Source organism: Candidatus Zymogenaceae bacterium, assembly GCA_016931225.1.
Classification (GTDB): domain Bacteria; phylum Desulfobacterota; class Zymogenia; order Zymogenales; family Zymogenaceae; genus JAFGFE01.
In genome coordinates, this window is the sequence record JAFGFE010000046.1 from 62,598 (window position 1) to 78,865 (window position 16,268).

Genomic DNA, 16,268 nt, shown 5'->3' on the forward strand with positions numbered 1-16,268 from the left:
ATTGTAGATACTTCTTTTATAACACAGACAGAAAAACACCCGATGTTTTTCGGAGGTTACCATTTTTCCGCGTGCCGACACGACCGAATCGAGCGGGAAAGGGGAGCCGTCGTAACCGAAAACGAGGGAAAACACCTTTCGGAGGACATATGAAACGTCGTACCATCACAGCAATGATCCTGGCATGTGCCCTGCTCCTTTTCGGATCGATCGCTCACGCAGAGGACGGTCCCGCCGCATCGATCACCATCGGCTGGATCATGGAGTGCCAGGGACTGGGAGATAACGGATACAACGATATTATCGACAGCGCCCTGACAGACCTGGAAAAAGAGACCGGGGTGACCGTCATCCGCACCCCCCGCATGGACCTCTTCACCGATCAGGCCCTCTACGATCTGCTCAATGTGGACGTGGATGTGATCATCACATCGGACGAGGGTGGACTCAACGGAGCCGTCAGCGAAGCGGCCCGTTCCAATCCCGACATCTCGTTTATCATCCTCGGGGCGGAAGGCGCGCCGTTGATGAACCTGGCCTCGGTTATCTTCGAGGAAAATGAGGTGGGCTACATGGCGGGATTCATCGCGGGCACCATCACCGATACCAAGAGCGTCGGTTTTGTGGGCGGCGCCCCCTTCGAATCCATCCTTCGGACAGAGCGGGGATTCGTCGCAGGTGTGGCGGACGCCGATCCATCGGTTGATGTCGCGGTGGAGTACGTTGGAGAGCAGGGCGACGCCACGGGTCTCTATGACCAGGAGAAGATCAAAGCGGCGAGCCTTCGCATTGCGGGCTCCGGGGCCGACGTGCTGTTCGCCGCCGCAGGCTCCGGGGCCGTGGGGACGATCTACGGCGCCGAACGGATGGACGTCTGCGCTATCGGCGTCGATCATGACATGGAGTCCCTTGCCCCCAATACCGTATCGTCCTCTGTGATATACCGCTACGACGTGCCGGTGAAGATGCTCATTGAGGACATCATTCACGGAACCTTTTCCGGCGGCATATACACGATGGGATTTGAAAACGGCGGCCTTGACATCGCGGACCCGGGAAGCTCCGTAACCGCGTCCGAGGCGGCGAAAATCAAAGATCGGGCTCGCCTTTTGGCCGGCGGTAAAATCGATGTGCCCGATTATCTTGATGAGCGACGAGGCAACACGATCGTCGTCACCCATCGCATCAATCACCCCCCCTATGAATTTCTCGACGATAAGGGGAACTCCACCGGATATCTCATCGACGTGATGGAGGAGATCGGAAGCCGGATGGGCAGGGAGGTGATTTTCAAATCCTTCACCGAGGCGCGTATCGAATCGGGACTGGAAACAAGCCGCTCCGACATAGAGCCGATGATAATGCTGGATGAGGAGCGGACCAAGTCCTACCTCATTTCGGCGCCCTGGGGCATCACGGAATCCGTCCTGATTGTTCCGGACGACGACCTGTCCCCCTCCACCATGTCCGAGCTGTTAGGCAAGACCGTGGCCGTCCGGGCGGGCAGTATTGAGGAGGCGTACGTCCACCGCATTCCAAGCATATTCGTGGAAAATTTCTCCACCACGGAACTCGCCCTCTTCGCCCTGGCCAGGGGGGATGTGGACGCGGTGGTCGCGGACCGGGAATCCGCCCGTTTCAGCCTTTCTGAAAAACCACTGAAAAAAGAAGACCTCAAGACCATCGACACACCGGTATTCATCAGCCCGTATGGTGTGGCCATGCCCAAGCCGGGTGACGAAGCGTTCCTGGCGGAGATTGAGCGGGTGCTGGAAAACATGGAGGCCGACGGGACGCTGGAAAAAATCAGAGAACACTGGTTCAGGTAACGACATACCCCCAAAGGGATCGATGGAGGTTATCACCACCCATACCAACGCCGATTTCGACGCCATGGCGTCGATGTTGGCGGCGAAAAAACTCTACCCCGACGCCATGGTGGCCTTTTCCGGCTCCCAGGAACGGGGTCTTCGGGATTTCTTCGTCCAGTCCACCTTTTACGCCTTTGATTTCGCCAGAATCAAGGATGTGGATTTCGGGCGGGTCTCGCGGCTGATCCTCGTAGACATCAGGGATCCGAACCGCATCGGTCCGTTCAAGAAGCTCCTGGGCACAGAAAACCTGGAAATCCACGTATACGACCACCACCCCCTCACCGATGGGGATATTCGCGGCGACATCGAGCATATCGCCGATGTGGGGGCCACCGTCACCATCTTCACCGAGATATTCAAGGAACAGGGTATTTCCATCACCCCGGACGAAGCCACCATCATGATGCTGGGCATCTATGAAGACACCGGCTCCCTCACCTTCGCCTCCACCACCACCCGGGACTTTCGGGCGGCGGCCTACCTCCTGGAGGCGGGGGCGAATCTCAACGTCGTCTCGGATATGCTGACCAAAGAGCTGACCGTGGAACAGGTGGAGCTTTTGGGGGAGATGATCCAGAACCGCGAGATTCACAACGTCAACGGCATCGACGTGACGGTCATCACCGTCACCAACGAGACCTACGTGGGCGACGTTGCGGTGCTGGTTCACAAAATCATCGACATGGAAAACCTGGACGCCCTCTTCGTCCTGGCGCTTCTGGGGGACCGGACCTACCTGGTGGCCAGGAGTCGCATCGACGAGGTGGACGCCGGCGAAGTCGCCCTGGCCTTCGGAGGCGGCGGGCACGCCACCGCCGCGTCGGCAAGCATTACGGGCATGACCCTGTTCGAGGCCCAGGAAAAGCTGATGGACGTGCTCGACGAGGTCATCAGGCCGATCCGCTCCGCCCAGGACATCATGTCGTTCCCGGTCAAGTCCGTCGAGGAGGATGTCACCCTCAAGGAAGCGGGCGATATCCTCTCCCGCTACAATGTGAACGTGCTGGCCGTCGTCGATGAGAAAAACAAACTCATCGGCACCATCTCCCGCCAGATCGTCGAGCGGGGGGTGTTTCACAAGATGGACGCACAATTGGTGCGGGAGTTCATGAACACCGATGTGGGAACGGTAACGCCCGATGCCACGCTCCGGAACGTACAGCGGATGATCATCGATAGGAACCAGCGGTTTCTGCCGGTGGTGGAGAACGGTGTCCTGATGGGGGCCATCACCAGGACGGATCTCCTGCGGGCCCTGTACTACGGCGCCGCCCCGAGAGATACCGTCGACGACGGGCCGGAGGACGCCTTCATTACCGGAAACGCGTTTACCCGCACCAAGTCTGTTGTAAAGCTGATGGAGGAACGCCTGAGTCGCCGCATTATGACGATTCTCCGGGACATGGGCGCCGCCGCCGACGAGCTCGGATTCAACGCATATGCCGTGGGGGGGTTCGTCCGGGACCTGTGGCTCCGCCGGGATAATTTCGACGTGGACGTCGTCGTCGAGGGAGACGGCATCGCCTTCGCCCGGCACCTGGAAAAAATATACGACGTCAAGGTCCGGGTGCACAAGAAATTCGGCACCGCGGTCGTCATCTACCCGGACGGGTTCAAGGTGGACGTGGCCACCGCCCGCACCGAATACTACGAGTACCCGGGTGCGCTGCCCATCATAGAGGGATCGACCCTCAAACTCGATCTCTACCGCAGGGATTTCACCATCAATACCCTGGCGATTAAGATCACACCAAGGGGATTCGGCACCCTCATCGATTTCTTCGGGGCCATCAGGGACCTGAAGGACAAGGTCATCCGGGTCATCCAGAACCTCTCCTTCGTTGAAGACCCGACCCGCATCTTCCGGGCCGTCCGCTTCGAGCAGCGCTTTAACTTTCAGATCGGAAAGCAGACCGTAAAGCTCATCAAGAACGCGGTCAAGATCGACGTATTCGATCGCCTGGCGGGAAAGCGGCTGTATTCGGAGCTGATGCTGATTTTCGAGGAGGAGTATCCATTCCGCATCATCCAGAGACTCGATTTCTTCGGGCTGCTCGCCGTCATTCACCCTTCCCTTCACGCCGACAAGGAGATGGAGAAGCTCTTTCAAAACATCGACGATGTGGTATCATGGTACGATCTTTTGTTCCTGGAGGAGCGCTACCGGATTCGCCGCCTGTACCTCTACGCCCTGATCTATCAACTCTCAAACAAGGCGCGACACGAAATCCTGGTCCGGCTGGAGGTGCCCGGGCGGGAGCACACGGCCATCATACATGAGCTGAACGAGGTCAAGGAATCACTCTATACCCTCGCCTCCATGAAATCGCCGAAGCCCAGCGAGATATACTCCAAGCTCATCCATCTGCGCCTCGAGGCGCTCCTGTTCATGATGGCCGTCACCACGAAAAAGGACACCAAGCAACATCTCTCCTCCTTCATCTCCCGGCTTCGCATGGTGACCATCCGGCTGGGGGGAAAAGACCTCTTGGGGATGGGCTTTGAGCCGGGAAGCAAAATAGGGGAGATGCTTGAGGACCTGCTGATGAAACGGCTTGACGGCCAGGTACACGACCGGGAATCGGAGTTGAAATACATCCGGGACACCTATCTCGAGGAAGCGCCACACACGCACCGAATAGTTTCCCCTTGACTTATGCCCGAATGATGTGGTTATAATGACCAATTACGGTACGTTTACACATCGATCCTTCGATGGAGGGCGTCGGACACCGGTTGAGGGTCGCGCCCTTTTTTGCCGTTTCACACTCTCTCAAAAACGTCTATTCGCCGGAGGTACGCCCTGCAGACCCTGATACTCATACGAGAAGCCATGCTGTGGATCATCCCCATCATGCTGGCGGTGATTCTTCACGAAGTGGCCCACGGGTACGCGGCCCTGAAGCTGGGAGACACCACCGCCAGGGATATGGGGAGACTCACCCTCAATCCGATTCCGCATATCGATCCGGTGGGGACCATCATCATTCCCCTGGCACTGGTGTTGTTACACGCGGGCTTTGTCTTCGGCTACGCCAGGCCGGTGCCGGTCAATTTCCACCGCCTCAAAAATCCCAAGCGCGGGATGGTGCTGGTGGCGGCGGCCGGCCCCCTGACGAACCTGCTCTTGGCCCTCGTCGCGGCGATCGTGCTGAGATTCGTCTACCTCATAGACCCGAACCTCTTTCTTCCCCTGGTGGATTCCTCGGCTTCATACGGCCTGGGCGCCTCGATGATCGCAACGGCGCTCCATATCCTGTTCTACCTGGTGCTTCTTTCCGTGGTGCTGGCGCTGTTCAACCTGATTCCGGTACCTCCCCTGGACGGAGGGCGCATCGTCACGGGGCTCTTGCCGGACGACGCCGCCCGATCATACGCTAAAATAGAGCCCTTCGGCATTTTTATCGTAATCGGGATTCTTTTTTTAGATCCCATCGGCATCTTTCGGGGTATGCTCGGCCTTGGAATTAATATGGTATCCCTCTTTCTGTTGGGAGGAGACCTGATGACCGTGCTGGGCGCCCTGTTTACCACCGGGTAACGATGGATAGAAACTCGGAACATCCCTTCGGCATAGACCGATACACCGTCAAGCTCGATATCTTCGAGGGTCCCCTCGACCTGCTTCTGTACCTGGTCAAAAAAAACGAGTACGACATCTTCGATATCCCCATCGCCCGGATTACCGAGCAGTACATGGAACACCTAGAGCTGATGCGGGTGCTGAATCTTGACATCGCCGGAGAATACCTGGTCATGGCGGCGACCCTGGCGCACATCAAATCCAGAATGCTGCTTCCCGTTCCGGAGCCGGAAGACGGCGAAGGGGACGAGGGGGATGATCCCCGGATGGAGCTGGCCATGCGTCTGTTGGAATATCAGCGTTTCAAGGACGCAGCCCAGACCCTCAGCACCTTCGACATCCTGATGCGGGACGTTTTCTTACGGGGCGCCGAGGCGGAGCGTGATTCAGGAGAGGAAGTCCTGGAGGACCTCTCGATATACGAGCTGGTCATGGCCTTCAGAAAGATACTCATGGAGGCGCCGAAGGATTCGCTTCACGAAATCATCGTCGATGAGATGTCCCTCCAGGAGCACATCGATGATATGGAGCGCATTATCGCGGCGAAGCGGGAGGTGGTCTTTCACGACCTGTTCCCCAGGGGGGCGGACCGCGGCATGGTGGTGCTGACCTTCCTGGCGCTTTTGGAGCTGATACGCAACATGCGTGTGCGTATCTATCAGGCCGACACATTCGGTGTGATCCGAATATACTGGAGAGAGGACTCGTAGGAGCGTTTCGGTGGAAAAGGAACGATTAATGGGCGTCATAGAGGCCCTTATCTTTGCGTCGGAGAAACCGATCAGGGAGGACGATATCAAAAAAATCCTCCCGGCGGCGAAACCGAAGGACGTCCGTGAAGCCCTGAAGGATCTGTCCGACATCCACGAAAAAAACAGCGGCGGCATATACATCGCCCAGGTGGCCGGCGGATACCAGTTTCGCACCCGTTCGGAATTTTCCCAGTACGTCAGAGCGCTTCTGGAGATCAGGCCGAAGCGGCTGTCCCGTGCCGCCATGGAGACCCTGGCCATCGTCGCCTACCGCCAGCCGGTCACCCGCCAGGACATCGAGCGCCTCAGGGGGGTGGACTCCGGCGGCGTGCTCAAGCTGCTTTTGGATCGAAAGCTTTTGAAAATTATGGGCAAGCAGGACCTCCCCGGCAAGCCCCTCATATACGGCACGACCAAGGAATTTCTGGAGACCTTCGGCCTGAAAGACCTTTCATCCCTACCGAACCTCAAGGAGATGAACGAGCTTTTCGACGAAGGTGAAATCGAACAACAAACAAGCCTGCTATTCGGCGATGAAGACACTCAGACTGAATAAATTTATTTCCCGCTCCGGGCTCACGTCGGTGCGGGGGGCGGAAGAGCTGATCTCCCAGGGGAGGGTCTTGATCAACGGCGAGGTCGCCACCGAGCCGGGGATGATCATAGACCCCGCAGCCGACGTCGTGCACGTGGACGGCGAGCAGGTCCTCGCGTTAAAAAAGAAGCACTACTACCGCTTCTACAAACCGAAGGGGGTCGTATCAACCATGTCCGATCCCGAGGGACGGCCCTCCATCGATGAGTACACCTCCGATTTGTCGGTCCGGGTCTTTCCCGCCGGCCGTCTTGACTACGACGCGGACGGGTTGATGATCCTCACCAACGACGGGGACACCGCGAACGCCCTGATGCATCCCTCGTCGAAACTGCCCAAGACCTACCAGGTGAAGATCAGCGGCTCGCTGACGCCCCGGGAAATCGAACGCTTCGCCGGCGGCGTGACGATAGACAGAAAAAAGACACTGCCCGCGAAAATTCGGCTCCTCGAAAAGCGCCCCGGCAACAGCTGGTACGAGGTCACCATCAGAGAGGGGAGAAACCGGCAGATAAAGAAGATGTTTTCCGTCTTCAACAAACGGGTACTCAAGCTCAGGCGCGTCTCCATCGGCCCCATCCAGCTCGAAGGGTTGGCGCCGGGGGAGATTCAAAAATTCACCTCGGAAGAGAGAAAGCGCTTTCTCGAATTCATCTCATCCGCTCCTACAAAACGCTCATGAACACATCCTCCCCATTCATCACCCCACGGGTCGAGCTGACGGCCCGCGCGGAGCATCTCGCAAAAAAGGCCCGGGATCGAGACATCGACGTCGTTCTCATCTTTCAGAACACCGACCTCTTCTATTTCACCGGTACCATCCAGAAGGGCGTCTTCGTCCTGACGGTGGAAAGTCCCTCCGAGAGCACCCTCTTTGTCATCAGAGACATTCAGAGGGCGAAGGACGAATCGACCCTCCCCAACATTCGTGAGATGGACGGCATGAGAAGCCTCCCCCGAATCCTCTCCGATATGGGCATCGGCGATGACACGCACATCGGCCTTGAGATGGACGTCCTGCCGGCGAAACAATACCTCTCGGTGAAAAAGATGTTTCCGAACGCCGACATCAGCGACGCATCTCCCCTCATTCGCGACGTCCGATCGGTCAAGTCCCCCTTTGAAATTGAGCTGACCGCCCGCGCCGCCGCCATGCAGCGCCGGGTGTTCGCCGAGGCGTTCAAATTTTTCACCCCCGACATTCGGGAGATAGACATCATGCTCAGGATCGAGGCCCGCTACCGGGAGCTGGGACACCAGGGCCTCATCCGCATGAGGGGATTCAACCAGGAGCTGTTTTACGGCGTGGTGTCGTCCGGCGCATCCGGGGATAATCCAAACTACCTGGACGGCCCGGTGGCGGGGGCGGGGCTCTATCCCTCCTTCCCCCAGGGGGGCGGAACCAGGGTGATCGGCATACACGAGCCGGTGATGGTGGATATGGTCAGTAATGTGGGGGGATACATCTCCGACGCCGCCCGGATGTATTGCAAAGGGGCGTTCCCCAACGGCGCCTCCCGGGCGCTGGATGCGGCCGTCTCCGCCCAGGAGGCGGTACTCCCTTACATGCACCCGGGAGGATCGGTTTCCGCCGGCGCCGAAGCCGCACGGCACGCGGCGGATGCCTCCGGCCTGGGGATGCGCTTCATGGGACCTCCCGGGAGGGGGGTGAGCTTTGTGGGACACGGCGTGGGGCTGGAGGTTGACGAGCTGCCGGTGATCATCGAGGGAACGAACGATACCTTCCGGGAGGGACAGATCGTCGCTCTGGAGCCGAAATTCTTCCTCGAAGATCACGGCGTCGTGGGCCTTGAGAACACCTACGTCATCGGCCCCGACGGTCCCGAAAAGCTCACCGATTTCCCCGAGGAGCCGGTGATTGTGGACTAAGCACCCGACGGCGATTGCGAAACATGAAGACGATCTCTATGGTATACAAGCGGTTTATCGAATGGGTGTGGGGAGAGGATATCACCGCCGACTCCTTCCCGGAATTGTTGGAGAAGATCGGATGCTACTTCGGCGAGGATTTTTCCTCCGTCACGTTCCGACGGGGGGGCATCCTTCCCCATGTCGTCCCCTTCCCCTACGTCGCCATCGTGTTCGGCGAGACCGTCAATGTCCGAAGGGGGGCGGAGTTCGTCCTGGGCAGCCCCCGGGTCGTGGCCGAGGAGTGCTACCACGTACTGCAGTGGCGCCGCCTGGGAGTAATCAGGATGGCGGTGAAATATCTCTTCTTCACCGTTACCCGAGGATACGACAATAATCCGCTGGAGATGGAAGCTAAAAAACAGGCGTCCGAATTCCTGAGAGAGACAGAGGAGTATACATCATGAGCGAGCGGCCTTGGATCTTTTCACACTTCCCCGCTCTGAAAGGGCGAATTCCCTTTACGTCACTCGGCGAGTATCCGAGCCGGGTGGAACGGCTGGAGAAACTGAGTGACTATGTGGGCGCGGAGATCTGGATCAAGCGCGATGATGCCGCGTCCTGTATCTACGGCGGCAACAAGTGCCGGATGATGGAATTCATCATCCCCGACGCCAAGGAGAAGGGGAGAGAGTCGCTCATCTCATGGGGCGCTCTGGGATCAAACCAGGTGGTCTCGTCGGTCATCTTCGGCGCACATGAGGGATACACCGACATCACCGCGGTGTACGGCACCCAGCCCTACCATGCCTACGTCCGAAGGAATTTTCTCATCTCCACGTCCCTGGGCGTCGATCAGCACCTGGCCGCGTCAGACGCCTCCCAGGTGTTGAAGCTCTTGTGGTTCTACCTGAAGAAGCTTGCGTCCGGGAAAAAGCCGTATCTGATACCGCTTGTGGGATCGAAGCCGATCTCCGTCCTCTCATATGTGGACGCGTCCCTGGAGCTGAAGCGCCAAATCGACGGGAAGGAAGCCCCCGCTTTTGATGAGATCTTCGTAACCGTGGGAACCGGCGGCACCGCGGCGGGTCTGATCCTGGGATCGCTGATTTTCCCGGATATCGGAAGGATCGTGGGGGTCCGGGTCATCGAGAAATCCTTCGTCAACCGGCCGATCATCGCCTGGGAGATAAACCGCACCAGACGCTTCATGAAGCGGTTGGGCGCGGACCCCGCTGTCGGGCGGGTTCGTTCCTCGGATATCGAGATGCTGGACTACATGGGGCCCGCTTATGCCGAGTCCACGCCGGAGTGTCTCCAGGCCATCGAACTTCTCGAGAGACTCGAGGGCATCACCCTCGATGTGACCTATACCGGAAAGACGATGGCGGCCCTTTTGGATCGGGCCCACAAAGACCGAAACAAACGATACCTCTTCTGGCACACCCTCAACACCGTGGATATCTCCACGATCACCGACGCCCTCCCGGATCCGTGCGAGGCGCCGGAGTGTTTCCACACGCATCTCGGTGTCGATACGAGTGGGGGCACCACTTGAAGGAAATGAAGATACGGGACGTCCCGGTCGTTGAAACAAAAACCGGTGACATAAAAAACAATCGCGGGAAGAGACGCTGCCGGATATGATGAAAAAACGGCGCCGTCAGTCCTCCACGCCGTTTGTCATGTCTTCCTTATAGATGAGGGAGACAAAGACATCCTCCAGGGACGGATCGATGGCCTCGATGCCCGTTATATCGATGTCCCGATCGGCGCAGACCTTTTTGATGGAGGAAGTCACCCGCACGGGGTCGTCCACCACCACGTGCATGTTCCTGCCGAATACCGCCGCCTCCAGCACCCCGGGAATCCCCTCCACCGTCTCCATGACCTCCAGCACCCGATCGCTTCTCACCTCCAGGACCGTGCCGGGCATGGAGCTCTTCTTCAGCTCCTCCGGCGTGCCGATGGTGATGAGCCTCCCCTTGTAGATCAGCCCCAGCCGATCGCAGTGCTCCGCCTCGTCCATGTAGTGGGTGGTGACGAAGACCGTCGTCCCGTTCTCCGCCATGGAGCCGATTAGCTCCCAGAAGTCCCGTCGGGAGGCCGGGTCCACCCCGCTGGTCGGCTCGTCCAGGAACAACAGCCTCGGCTCGTGGAGCACCGCGCACCCCAGGGCCAGCCGCTGCTTCCAGCCAATCGGCAGGGTTCCTGTCAGGGAATCCTTTTTATCACTCAGTCCCGCCATCTGAAGCGCCCAGCGGTATCGCTTTTTTCGAATCTCCTTGGGCACCCGATAAATGCCGCCGTAGAACTCGATGTTCTCCATCACCGTCAGGTCGTCATAGAGGGAAAACCTCTGGGACATATACCCGATGTTCGCCTTGATCTCCTCCACCTGGGTGTAGACATCAAACCCGAGGATCCGGGCGTCGCCGGAGGTGGGCATGAGAATGCCGTTGAGCATTCTGATGGTGGTGGACTTGCCGGCGCCGTTGGGACCCAGAAATCCGAAGATCTCCCCGGTTTGAACCCGAAAGCTTACCCGATCCACGGCCGTAAAATCGCCGAAGGTCCGGGTCAGGTTTTTCACCACCGCCGCGTATTCCATTACCGCCTCCTACTTGGCGCGCTTGGTGAAGCGAATGGAGCTGAGGCCCACCGTCAGCACTCCTAGGAGAAACAACGCCGCAAGATCCGGCCACAGCTCGGCCATTCCTGTCCCTTTCAGGAACACCCCCCGGAGCACCGACATCATGTATCGGACCGGATTGATGACCGTGAGCGCCCGGATCATCCCCGGCATCGACTCGATGGGGAAGACGAACCCGGAGAGCAATAACGCCGGGTTGAAATAGAGAAATGTACTCATCATCGCCTCCTGCTGGGTCCGGGAGATTGTGGAGATGAACAGCCCCACACCCAGGGTCGGTAACAGAAAGAACGCCGTGGCGAAGAAGAGAAACAAAAAGCTCCCGTCAAACGGCACCTGGAACCAGAGGACGGCTATGGCGGTGATCAGAACCACATCAATATATCCGATGAGGACAAACGGCAGCAGCTTTCCGATGATCAGCTCGATGGATCGAATCGGCGTGACGATGAGTTGCTCCATGGTGCCGATCTCCCGCTCCTTGACGATGGCCATTGAGGTGAGCATCACCCCGATTAGGGAGAGCAACAATCCCAGGATGCCCGGGATGAAGAAGTTCCTGCTTTTGAGTTCCTCGTTGTACCAAACCCGTTCGGTCATCTCCAGGTTCGAATAGATAATCGGTGGCGTATCCTCATCGAGCACGCCCCGGTATCTCTCAACATTCCGTATCAGAATGGAGGTGGAATAGTCCGCCACGATGCGATTGACATACCCGAGCACCACCGACGCGATGCTGGAATCGGTGCCGTCGATGACGATGAGCACCTCAGAGGTGTCTCCGGAGGCGATGTGTTGCGCGAACCCGCTCTCAATGAAAATCACGCAGCTCACCTTCCCCGAATCCATCAGGGCGTCCGCCTCGTCCGGCGACGTCAGATAGCAGGCGACATCGAAATAGTCGGTGGCATCGAACCGCTCGACGAACTCCCGGCTGACATGGGTTTTGTCCCCGTCGTACACCGCCGTGGAGACATGACGGACGTCTGTATTGGCGGCGTATCCGAACACAACGAGCTGGATGATGGGCGGTATGAAGATGATCGCCCGCATCCTCCTGTCCCGGAAGATCTGGATGAACTCCTTTCTGAGGATGTATTTGATCCGCTCGAAGAAAGAGTTCATGTCAGTTCCTTTTTGAAGCGGGCCATGGACAGAACCAGCATCAGCGCTGTGAACACGCACAACAACAGTCCCTCCATCCACAGCACCTCAAGCCCCACCCCCTTGAGGAATATCCCCTTGAGGATGGTCACGAAGTATCGGGCCGACACCAAAAACGTGATACCCTGCAACACGAGCGGCATGGTGGCGATGGGAAAAACGAAGCCCGAGAGGAGAAACGAGGGGAGGAAGGTCGCCAGGATCGCCATCTGGCTCGCCATGACCTGCCGTTTTGTCATAATCGAGATGAACATGCCCAGAGACATGGCCCCGATCATGAATATCACCGACAGCACCAGAAGCAGGATGACGCTCCCCTTCAGCGGCACCCCGAAAATGAGGGTCCCCACAAACACCGACAGCACGAAATCGATGAACCCCAGCTCGACGTAGGAGATGAGCTTTCCGATGACCAGCTCCGGCGCCGTAATGGGCGTGGAGATAAGCTGCTCCATCGTGCCCCGTTCCCACTCCCGGGCCACGGTCAGGGAGGTCAGAAGCCCCGCGATGACCATCATGATCACGGCGATCAGCCCCGGGATGATGAAGTTCTTGCTCTCCAGCTCCGGGTTATACCAGACCCGTACCGAGACGTTCACCGGCAGATTAGTATCCACAATGCCCGAGCGGGAGACGGATTCGGTCACGATTCCCCGGGAGAAATCGGAGACGATGACAGACGCGTATCCAATGAAGACCTGGGCGGTGAGCGCGTCGGTGCCGTCGGCGATGAGTTGGATCTGGACGTCCCGCCCCGCCTTGATGTCTTCACTGAACCCCTCGGGAATGACGACGGCCGCCCGGGCGTCCCCCCGGTCGAGGCTCCTCTCCACCTCATCGTAGGTATCGACAAAATCCGTGATGTTGAAGTACTCCACGGCGTCGAACCGCTCGATAAACGCCCGGCTCATCGCGCTTCTATCCTGGTCGAACACAATGGTCGTCACATCGCTGACGTCCAGCTTCAGCGCCCATCCGAACAGAAAGAGCATCAGCATCGGGATCCCCAGGGCCAACAGCAGGCTCCGTGTATCCCTGAGGATCTGAAGCCCCTCCTTTCGTGCCACCGCTCGTATACGTCGGAAAGAAATCATCGCCGCCTATGATATCCTATGACAACTCGAAAAAAATGTCTTCAAGGGACGGGATGATCGACCGGACGCTTCGAAAGGCGATGCCGTGTTCTTCGAGCGTCCCCCGCATCGTACCTTCGTCCACCCCCTCACCCACTGATACGTGGAGCTTGTCTCCGAAAAAGACCACCCCCTTCACCCCCCGGACCCTTTCGAGGGCCTTTTGCGCGCGCCTGCCCTCGTCGCAGAATATCTCGATGACCGAGATCCTGATTCTCTCCCGAATGCCCATGGGCGTGTCGGCTATCAGGAGCCTCCCCTTATCCATAACCCCCACCCGATGGCATCGATCCGCCTCGTCCATGTACGGGGTGGAGACGAAAATCGTCACCCCCTCCCTGAGCAGCTCGTAGAGTATCTTCCAGAATTCCCTACGGGAGACCGGGTCCACGCCGTTTGTCGGCTCGTCCAAGAGAAGCAGCTTCGGGGTATGGATGAGGGCGCAGGCCAGGCCCAGCTTCTGCTTCATCCCGCCGGAGAGGTTCCCCGCAAGTCTCCCGGTAAAGGGCGAAAGCCGGGAGAACTCCATCAGCCGATCGAACCGCTCTTTTTTCTCCGCCGCGTCGACGAGATACAACTCGGCGTAGAAGTCGATGTTCTCCCGGACCGTCAAATCCTCATAGAGGCCGAAGCGTTGGGACATATAGGCGATATCGGTCTTGACCGATTCGGGCTCATTGACCACGTCGTGCCCCAATACCTGTGCGTCGCCGCCATCCACCGCCATCACTCCCGCGAGCATCCGCATCGTGGTGGTCTTTCCCGCGCCGTCCGGGCCGATCAAGCCGAATATCTCCCCGTACCTGACCCCGAGGTCCAGGCCGTCAACGGCCCTGACCCCGCCGAAGGTCCTGGAAAGTCCTTTGGTTTTAATGGCGTATTCTGTCATCATCAAAGGTTCCGAATCGAATCCCGTTTTTTTATATGTCCGAAAGGATGATTTCGGCGTCGGCGGGCATCCCCGGCTTCAGCGCCAGGTCCGGATTGTCAAGCTCGATGGTCACGGCGAACACCAGCTTCGTGCGCTCGTCCTCGGTCTGGATATTCTTCGGGGTGAACTCCGGCTCGTCCGCGATGTTCGTCACCACGCCGGGGAAGTGTCTTCCGGGGTGGGAGTCCACGGTAATACGTGCCTCGTCCCCCAGGGAAACGCGCCCCATCATCGGCTCGGGGACGTAGATGTCTATCCAGACCCGGGTCAGGTCGGCGATGGTCACCAGAGCCACGCCGGGGAAGGCTGTCTCGCCCTCTTCCATGTTCTTCGTCAGCACCACACCGTCGATGGGTGCGTACAGCGTGCTGTCGACCAGGGAGGCGTCGATGGTCGAAAGGGCAGACTTCGCCTGGAGGTAGGCCGACTCGGCGGAATCGAGGTCCATCCGGGACACCCCCCCGGCGGCGTAGAGATTCCGGATGCGGGAAAGATTCGTTTCCGCCTCGTCAAAAAGGGCCTGGGCGCCGATGCGGCTCGCCTCCAGCTCCGCCGCCCTGATGGTTGCAAGCAGATCACCTTCCGCCACCCGGTCGCCCTCATCCACGGGGATATCGACAATCACCCCGGAAAGCCTCGAGCTGATGTCCACCTCGGTGGCCTCGATGGTCCCGGAAGCCCTGACGGCGCCGTCGTCATCGTGATTTCCGACCAATACAACGATCGTCACGCCGACGGCCGCGGCCAAAAGCACGATGGGGATGACAATCTTCTTCTTATCCGCCATAACGATTTCCTCATGTATGTGGTTTCGTGTCCTGTTTTCTATTGCGGGTCCGTCCCATCCGGGAGAATCCCCCGGAGTATGATTTTTTTCACCTCCCGCTTTCTGAGGGCGATATTCTCATCGCTGAGGGGATCCTCTCCCCACAGGTGTGTGATAATCGGGCGGGAGATGAAATAGAAGAGCACCGTCGCAATGATGCTCAACATCATGTGCCGGGGGTCGAGGGTGCGGATGTATCCTTTCTGCATCGCTTCTTTAAGCTGTGACTGCAACGCGACGAACTGCTCCCCGATAATCTCCTTCATCACCTTGCCTATCTGCTCCCCCCCCCTGGCCAGCTCCCACAGGAGCATCTTGAAAAACTTCGTGTTCGCCCGGAGGAATTCGAAGTACCTGTCGACGAAATGCGAGATGTCCTCCTCGACCGTCTCCGGGGAGATATCCTCGAAATACTCCCGCAGGATGAGGGAGAGACGCTTGAATACTAAGGATATAAGGGTCACATACAGGCGCTCTTTCGACTCGAAATAGTAATGGATCATCGCCTTGTTGACCCCGGCGAGCTTCGCTATCTCGTCGGTGCGGGACCCGTCGAATCCCTTCTCGGAAAAGATCTTCACCGACGCCATGAGGATGCGCCGCTCGGTCTCGCCGTATCGCTCCATGTCCCGCTCCAGGTCCAGGGATGCGTTCGGTGTGTCCTTTGGAAAGGTCATCGTTTCATTCCGTTATATCTCAATTCAACAATCCGCTCTCCGTCATTCGTCCTCCGTGCTCCATCCCGTTTTCTATTCTGTCTCCATCTCCATCGTGTCGGTTCCGAGTATGGAGAGGAGCCGTGCGTGGGCCTCTTCGAAGTTGAAAAGCGCGTTGATGTAATTGAGCTTCGCCTGCGTCAGGGCAAGCTCCGTGTCCAACAGCTCCACC

The 16,268-nt window shown here is 58.3% G+C and carries 15 protein-coding genes; 9 read left to right on the forward strand and 6 right to left on the reverse strand.

Features of this window, described 5'->3' with window-relative positions; genetic code table 11:
• The first annotated feature begins 149 nt into the window (after positions 1-149).
• The 9 genes from JW885_17030 (at position 150) to JW885_17070 (ending at position 10,231) form a co-directional block, all read left to right on the forward strand.
• Positions 150-1,829 (forward strand): transporter substrate-binding domain-containing protein, encoded by a 1,680-nt coding sequence (locus tag JW885_17030; protein ID MBN1883870.1) that lies wholly within the window; start codon positions 150-152, stop codon positions 1,827-1,829.
• A 22-nt stretch (positions 1,830-1,851) separates the two neighbouring features.
• Positions 1,852-4,527 (forward strand): CBS domain-containing protein, encoded by a 2,676-nt coding sequence (locus JW885_17035; protein MBN1883871.1) that lies wholly within the window; start codon positions 1,852-1,854, stop codon positions 4,525-4,527.
• A 180-nt stretch (positions 4,528-4,707) separates the two neighbouring features.
• Positions 4,708-5,415 carry a site-2 protease family protein gene (locus tag JW885_17040; protein MBN1883872.1) on the forward strand — a complete coding sequence of 236 codons (708 nt, stop codon included), beginning with the start codon at positions 4,708-4,710 and terminating at the stop codon, positions 5,413-5,415.
• Between the two features lie 2 nt (positions 5,416-5,417).
• The gene (locus JW885_17045) at positions 5,418-6,167 is read left to right on the forward strand and encodes a segregation/condensation protein A (protein MBN1883873.1); all 750 of its coding nucleotides are present in this window, start codon (positions 5,418-5,420) and stop codon (positions 6,165-6,167) included.
• 28 nt (positions 6,168-6,195) lie between these two features.
• Positions 6,196-6,765, forward strand: coding sequence for an SMC-Scp complex subunit ScpB (scpB, locus tag JW885_17050; GenBank protein MBN1883874.1), 570 nt, complete (start codon positions 6,196-6,198; stop codon positions 6,763-6,765).
• The gene (locus JW885_17055) at positions 6,743-7,486 is read left to right on the forward strand and encodes an rRNA pseudouridine synthase (protein MBN1883875.1); all 744 of its coding nucleotides are present in this window, start codon (positions 6,743-6,745) and stop codon (positions 7,484-7,486) included. Before scpB ends, JW885_17055 begins: the two co-directional genes overlap by 23 nt.
• Positions 7,483-8,694: an aminopeptidase P family protein gene (locus JW885_17060; protein ID MBN1883876.1), complete on the forward strand. Its 1,212-nt coding sequence runs from the start codon at positions 7,483-7,485 to the stop codon at positions 8,692-8,694. Before JW885_17055 ends, JW885_17060 begins: the two co-directional genes overlap by 4 nt.
• 23 nt (positions 8,695-8,717) lie before the next feature.
• The gene (locus JW885_17065) at positions 8,718-9,140 is read left to right on the forward strand and encodes a hypothetical protein (GenBank protein ID MBN1883877.1); all 423 of its coding nucleotides are present in this window, start codon (positions 8,718-8,720) and stop codon (positions 9,138-9,140) included.
• Complete coding sequence (locus tag JW885_17070) at positions 9,137-10,231, forward strand: pyridoxal-phosphate dependent enzyme (protein MBN1883878.1); 1,095 nt, start codon at positions 9,137-9,139, stop codon at positions 10,229-10,231. The genes JW885_17065 and JW885_17070 overlap by 4 nt, the downstream gene beginning before the upstream one ends.
• A gap of 105 nt (positions 10,232-10,336) precedes the next feature.
• Here the strand turns inward: JW885_17070 and JW885_17075 are convergent, their stop codons facing one another.
• From JW885_17075 to JW885_17100, 6 genes are read right to left on the reverse strand one after another with little or no spacing between them, the layout of a single operon-like run.
• A complete protein-coding gene (locus JW885_17075) occupies positions 10,337-11,284 on the reverse strand; it encodes an ABC transporter ATP-binding protein (GenBank protein ID MBN1883879.1) in 948 nt (315 codons plus the stop codon).
• Positions 11,285-11,293: 9 nt separating this feature from the next.
• Positions 11,294-12,451, reverse strand: coding sequence for an ABC transporter permease (locus tag JW885_17080; GenBank protein ID MBN1883880.1), 1,158 nt, complete (start codon positions 12,449-12,451; stop codon positions 11,294-11,296).
• On the reverse strand, positions 12,448-13,581 hold the full coding sequence (locus JW885_17085) for an ABC transporter permease (protein ID MBN1883881.1): 1,134 nt from the start codon (positions 13,579-13,581) through the stop codon (positions 12,448-12,450). Before JW885_17085 ends, JW885_17080 begins: the two co-directional genes overlap by 4 nt.
• A 19-nt stretch (positions 13,582-13,600) precedes the next feature.
• The gene (locus tag JW885_17090; protein MBN1883882.1) at positions 13,601-14,512 is read right to left on the reverse strand and encodes an ABC transporter ATP-binding protein; all 912 of its coding nucleotides are present in this window, start codon (positions 14,510-14,512) and stop codon (positions 13,601-13,603) included.
• 31 nt (positions 14,513-14,543) lie between these two features.
• On the reverse strand, positions 14,544-15,341 hold the full coding sequence (locus JW885_17095) for an efflux RND transporter periplasmic adaptor subunit (protein MBN1883883.1): 798 nt from the start codon (positions 15,339-15,341) through the stop codon (positions 14,544-14,546).
• Between the two features lie 38 nt (positions 15,342-15,379).
• Positions 15,380-16,057, reverse strand: coding sequence for a TetR/AcrR family transcriptional regulator (locus tag JW885_17100; GenBank protein MBN1883884.1), 678 nt, complete (start codon positions 16,055-16,057; stop codon positions 15,380-15,382).
• Positions 16,058-16,268: the final 211 nt, after the last annotated feature.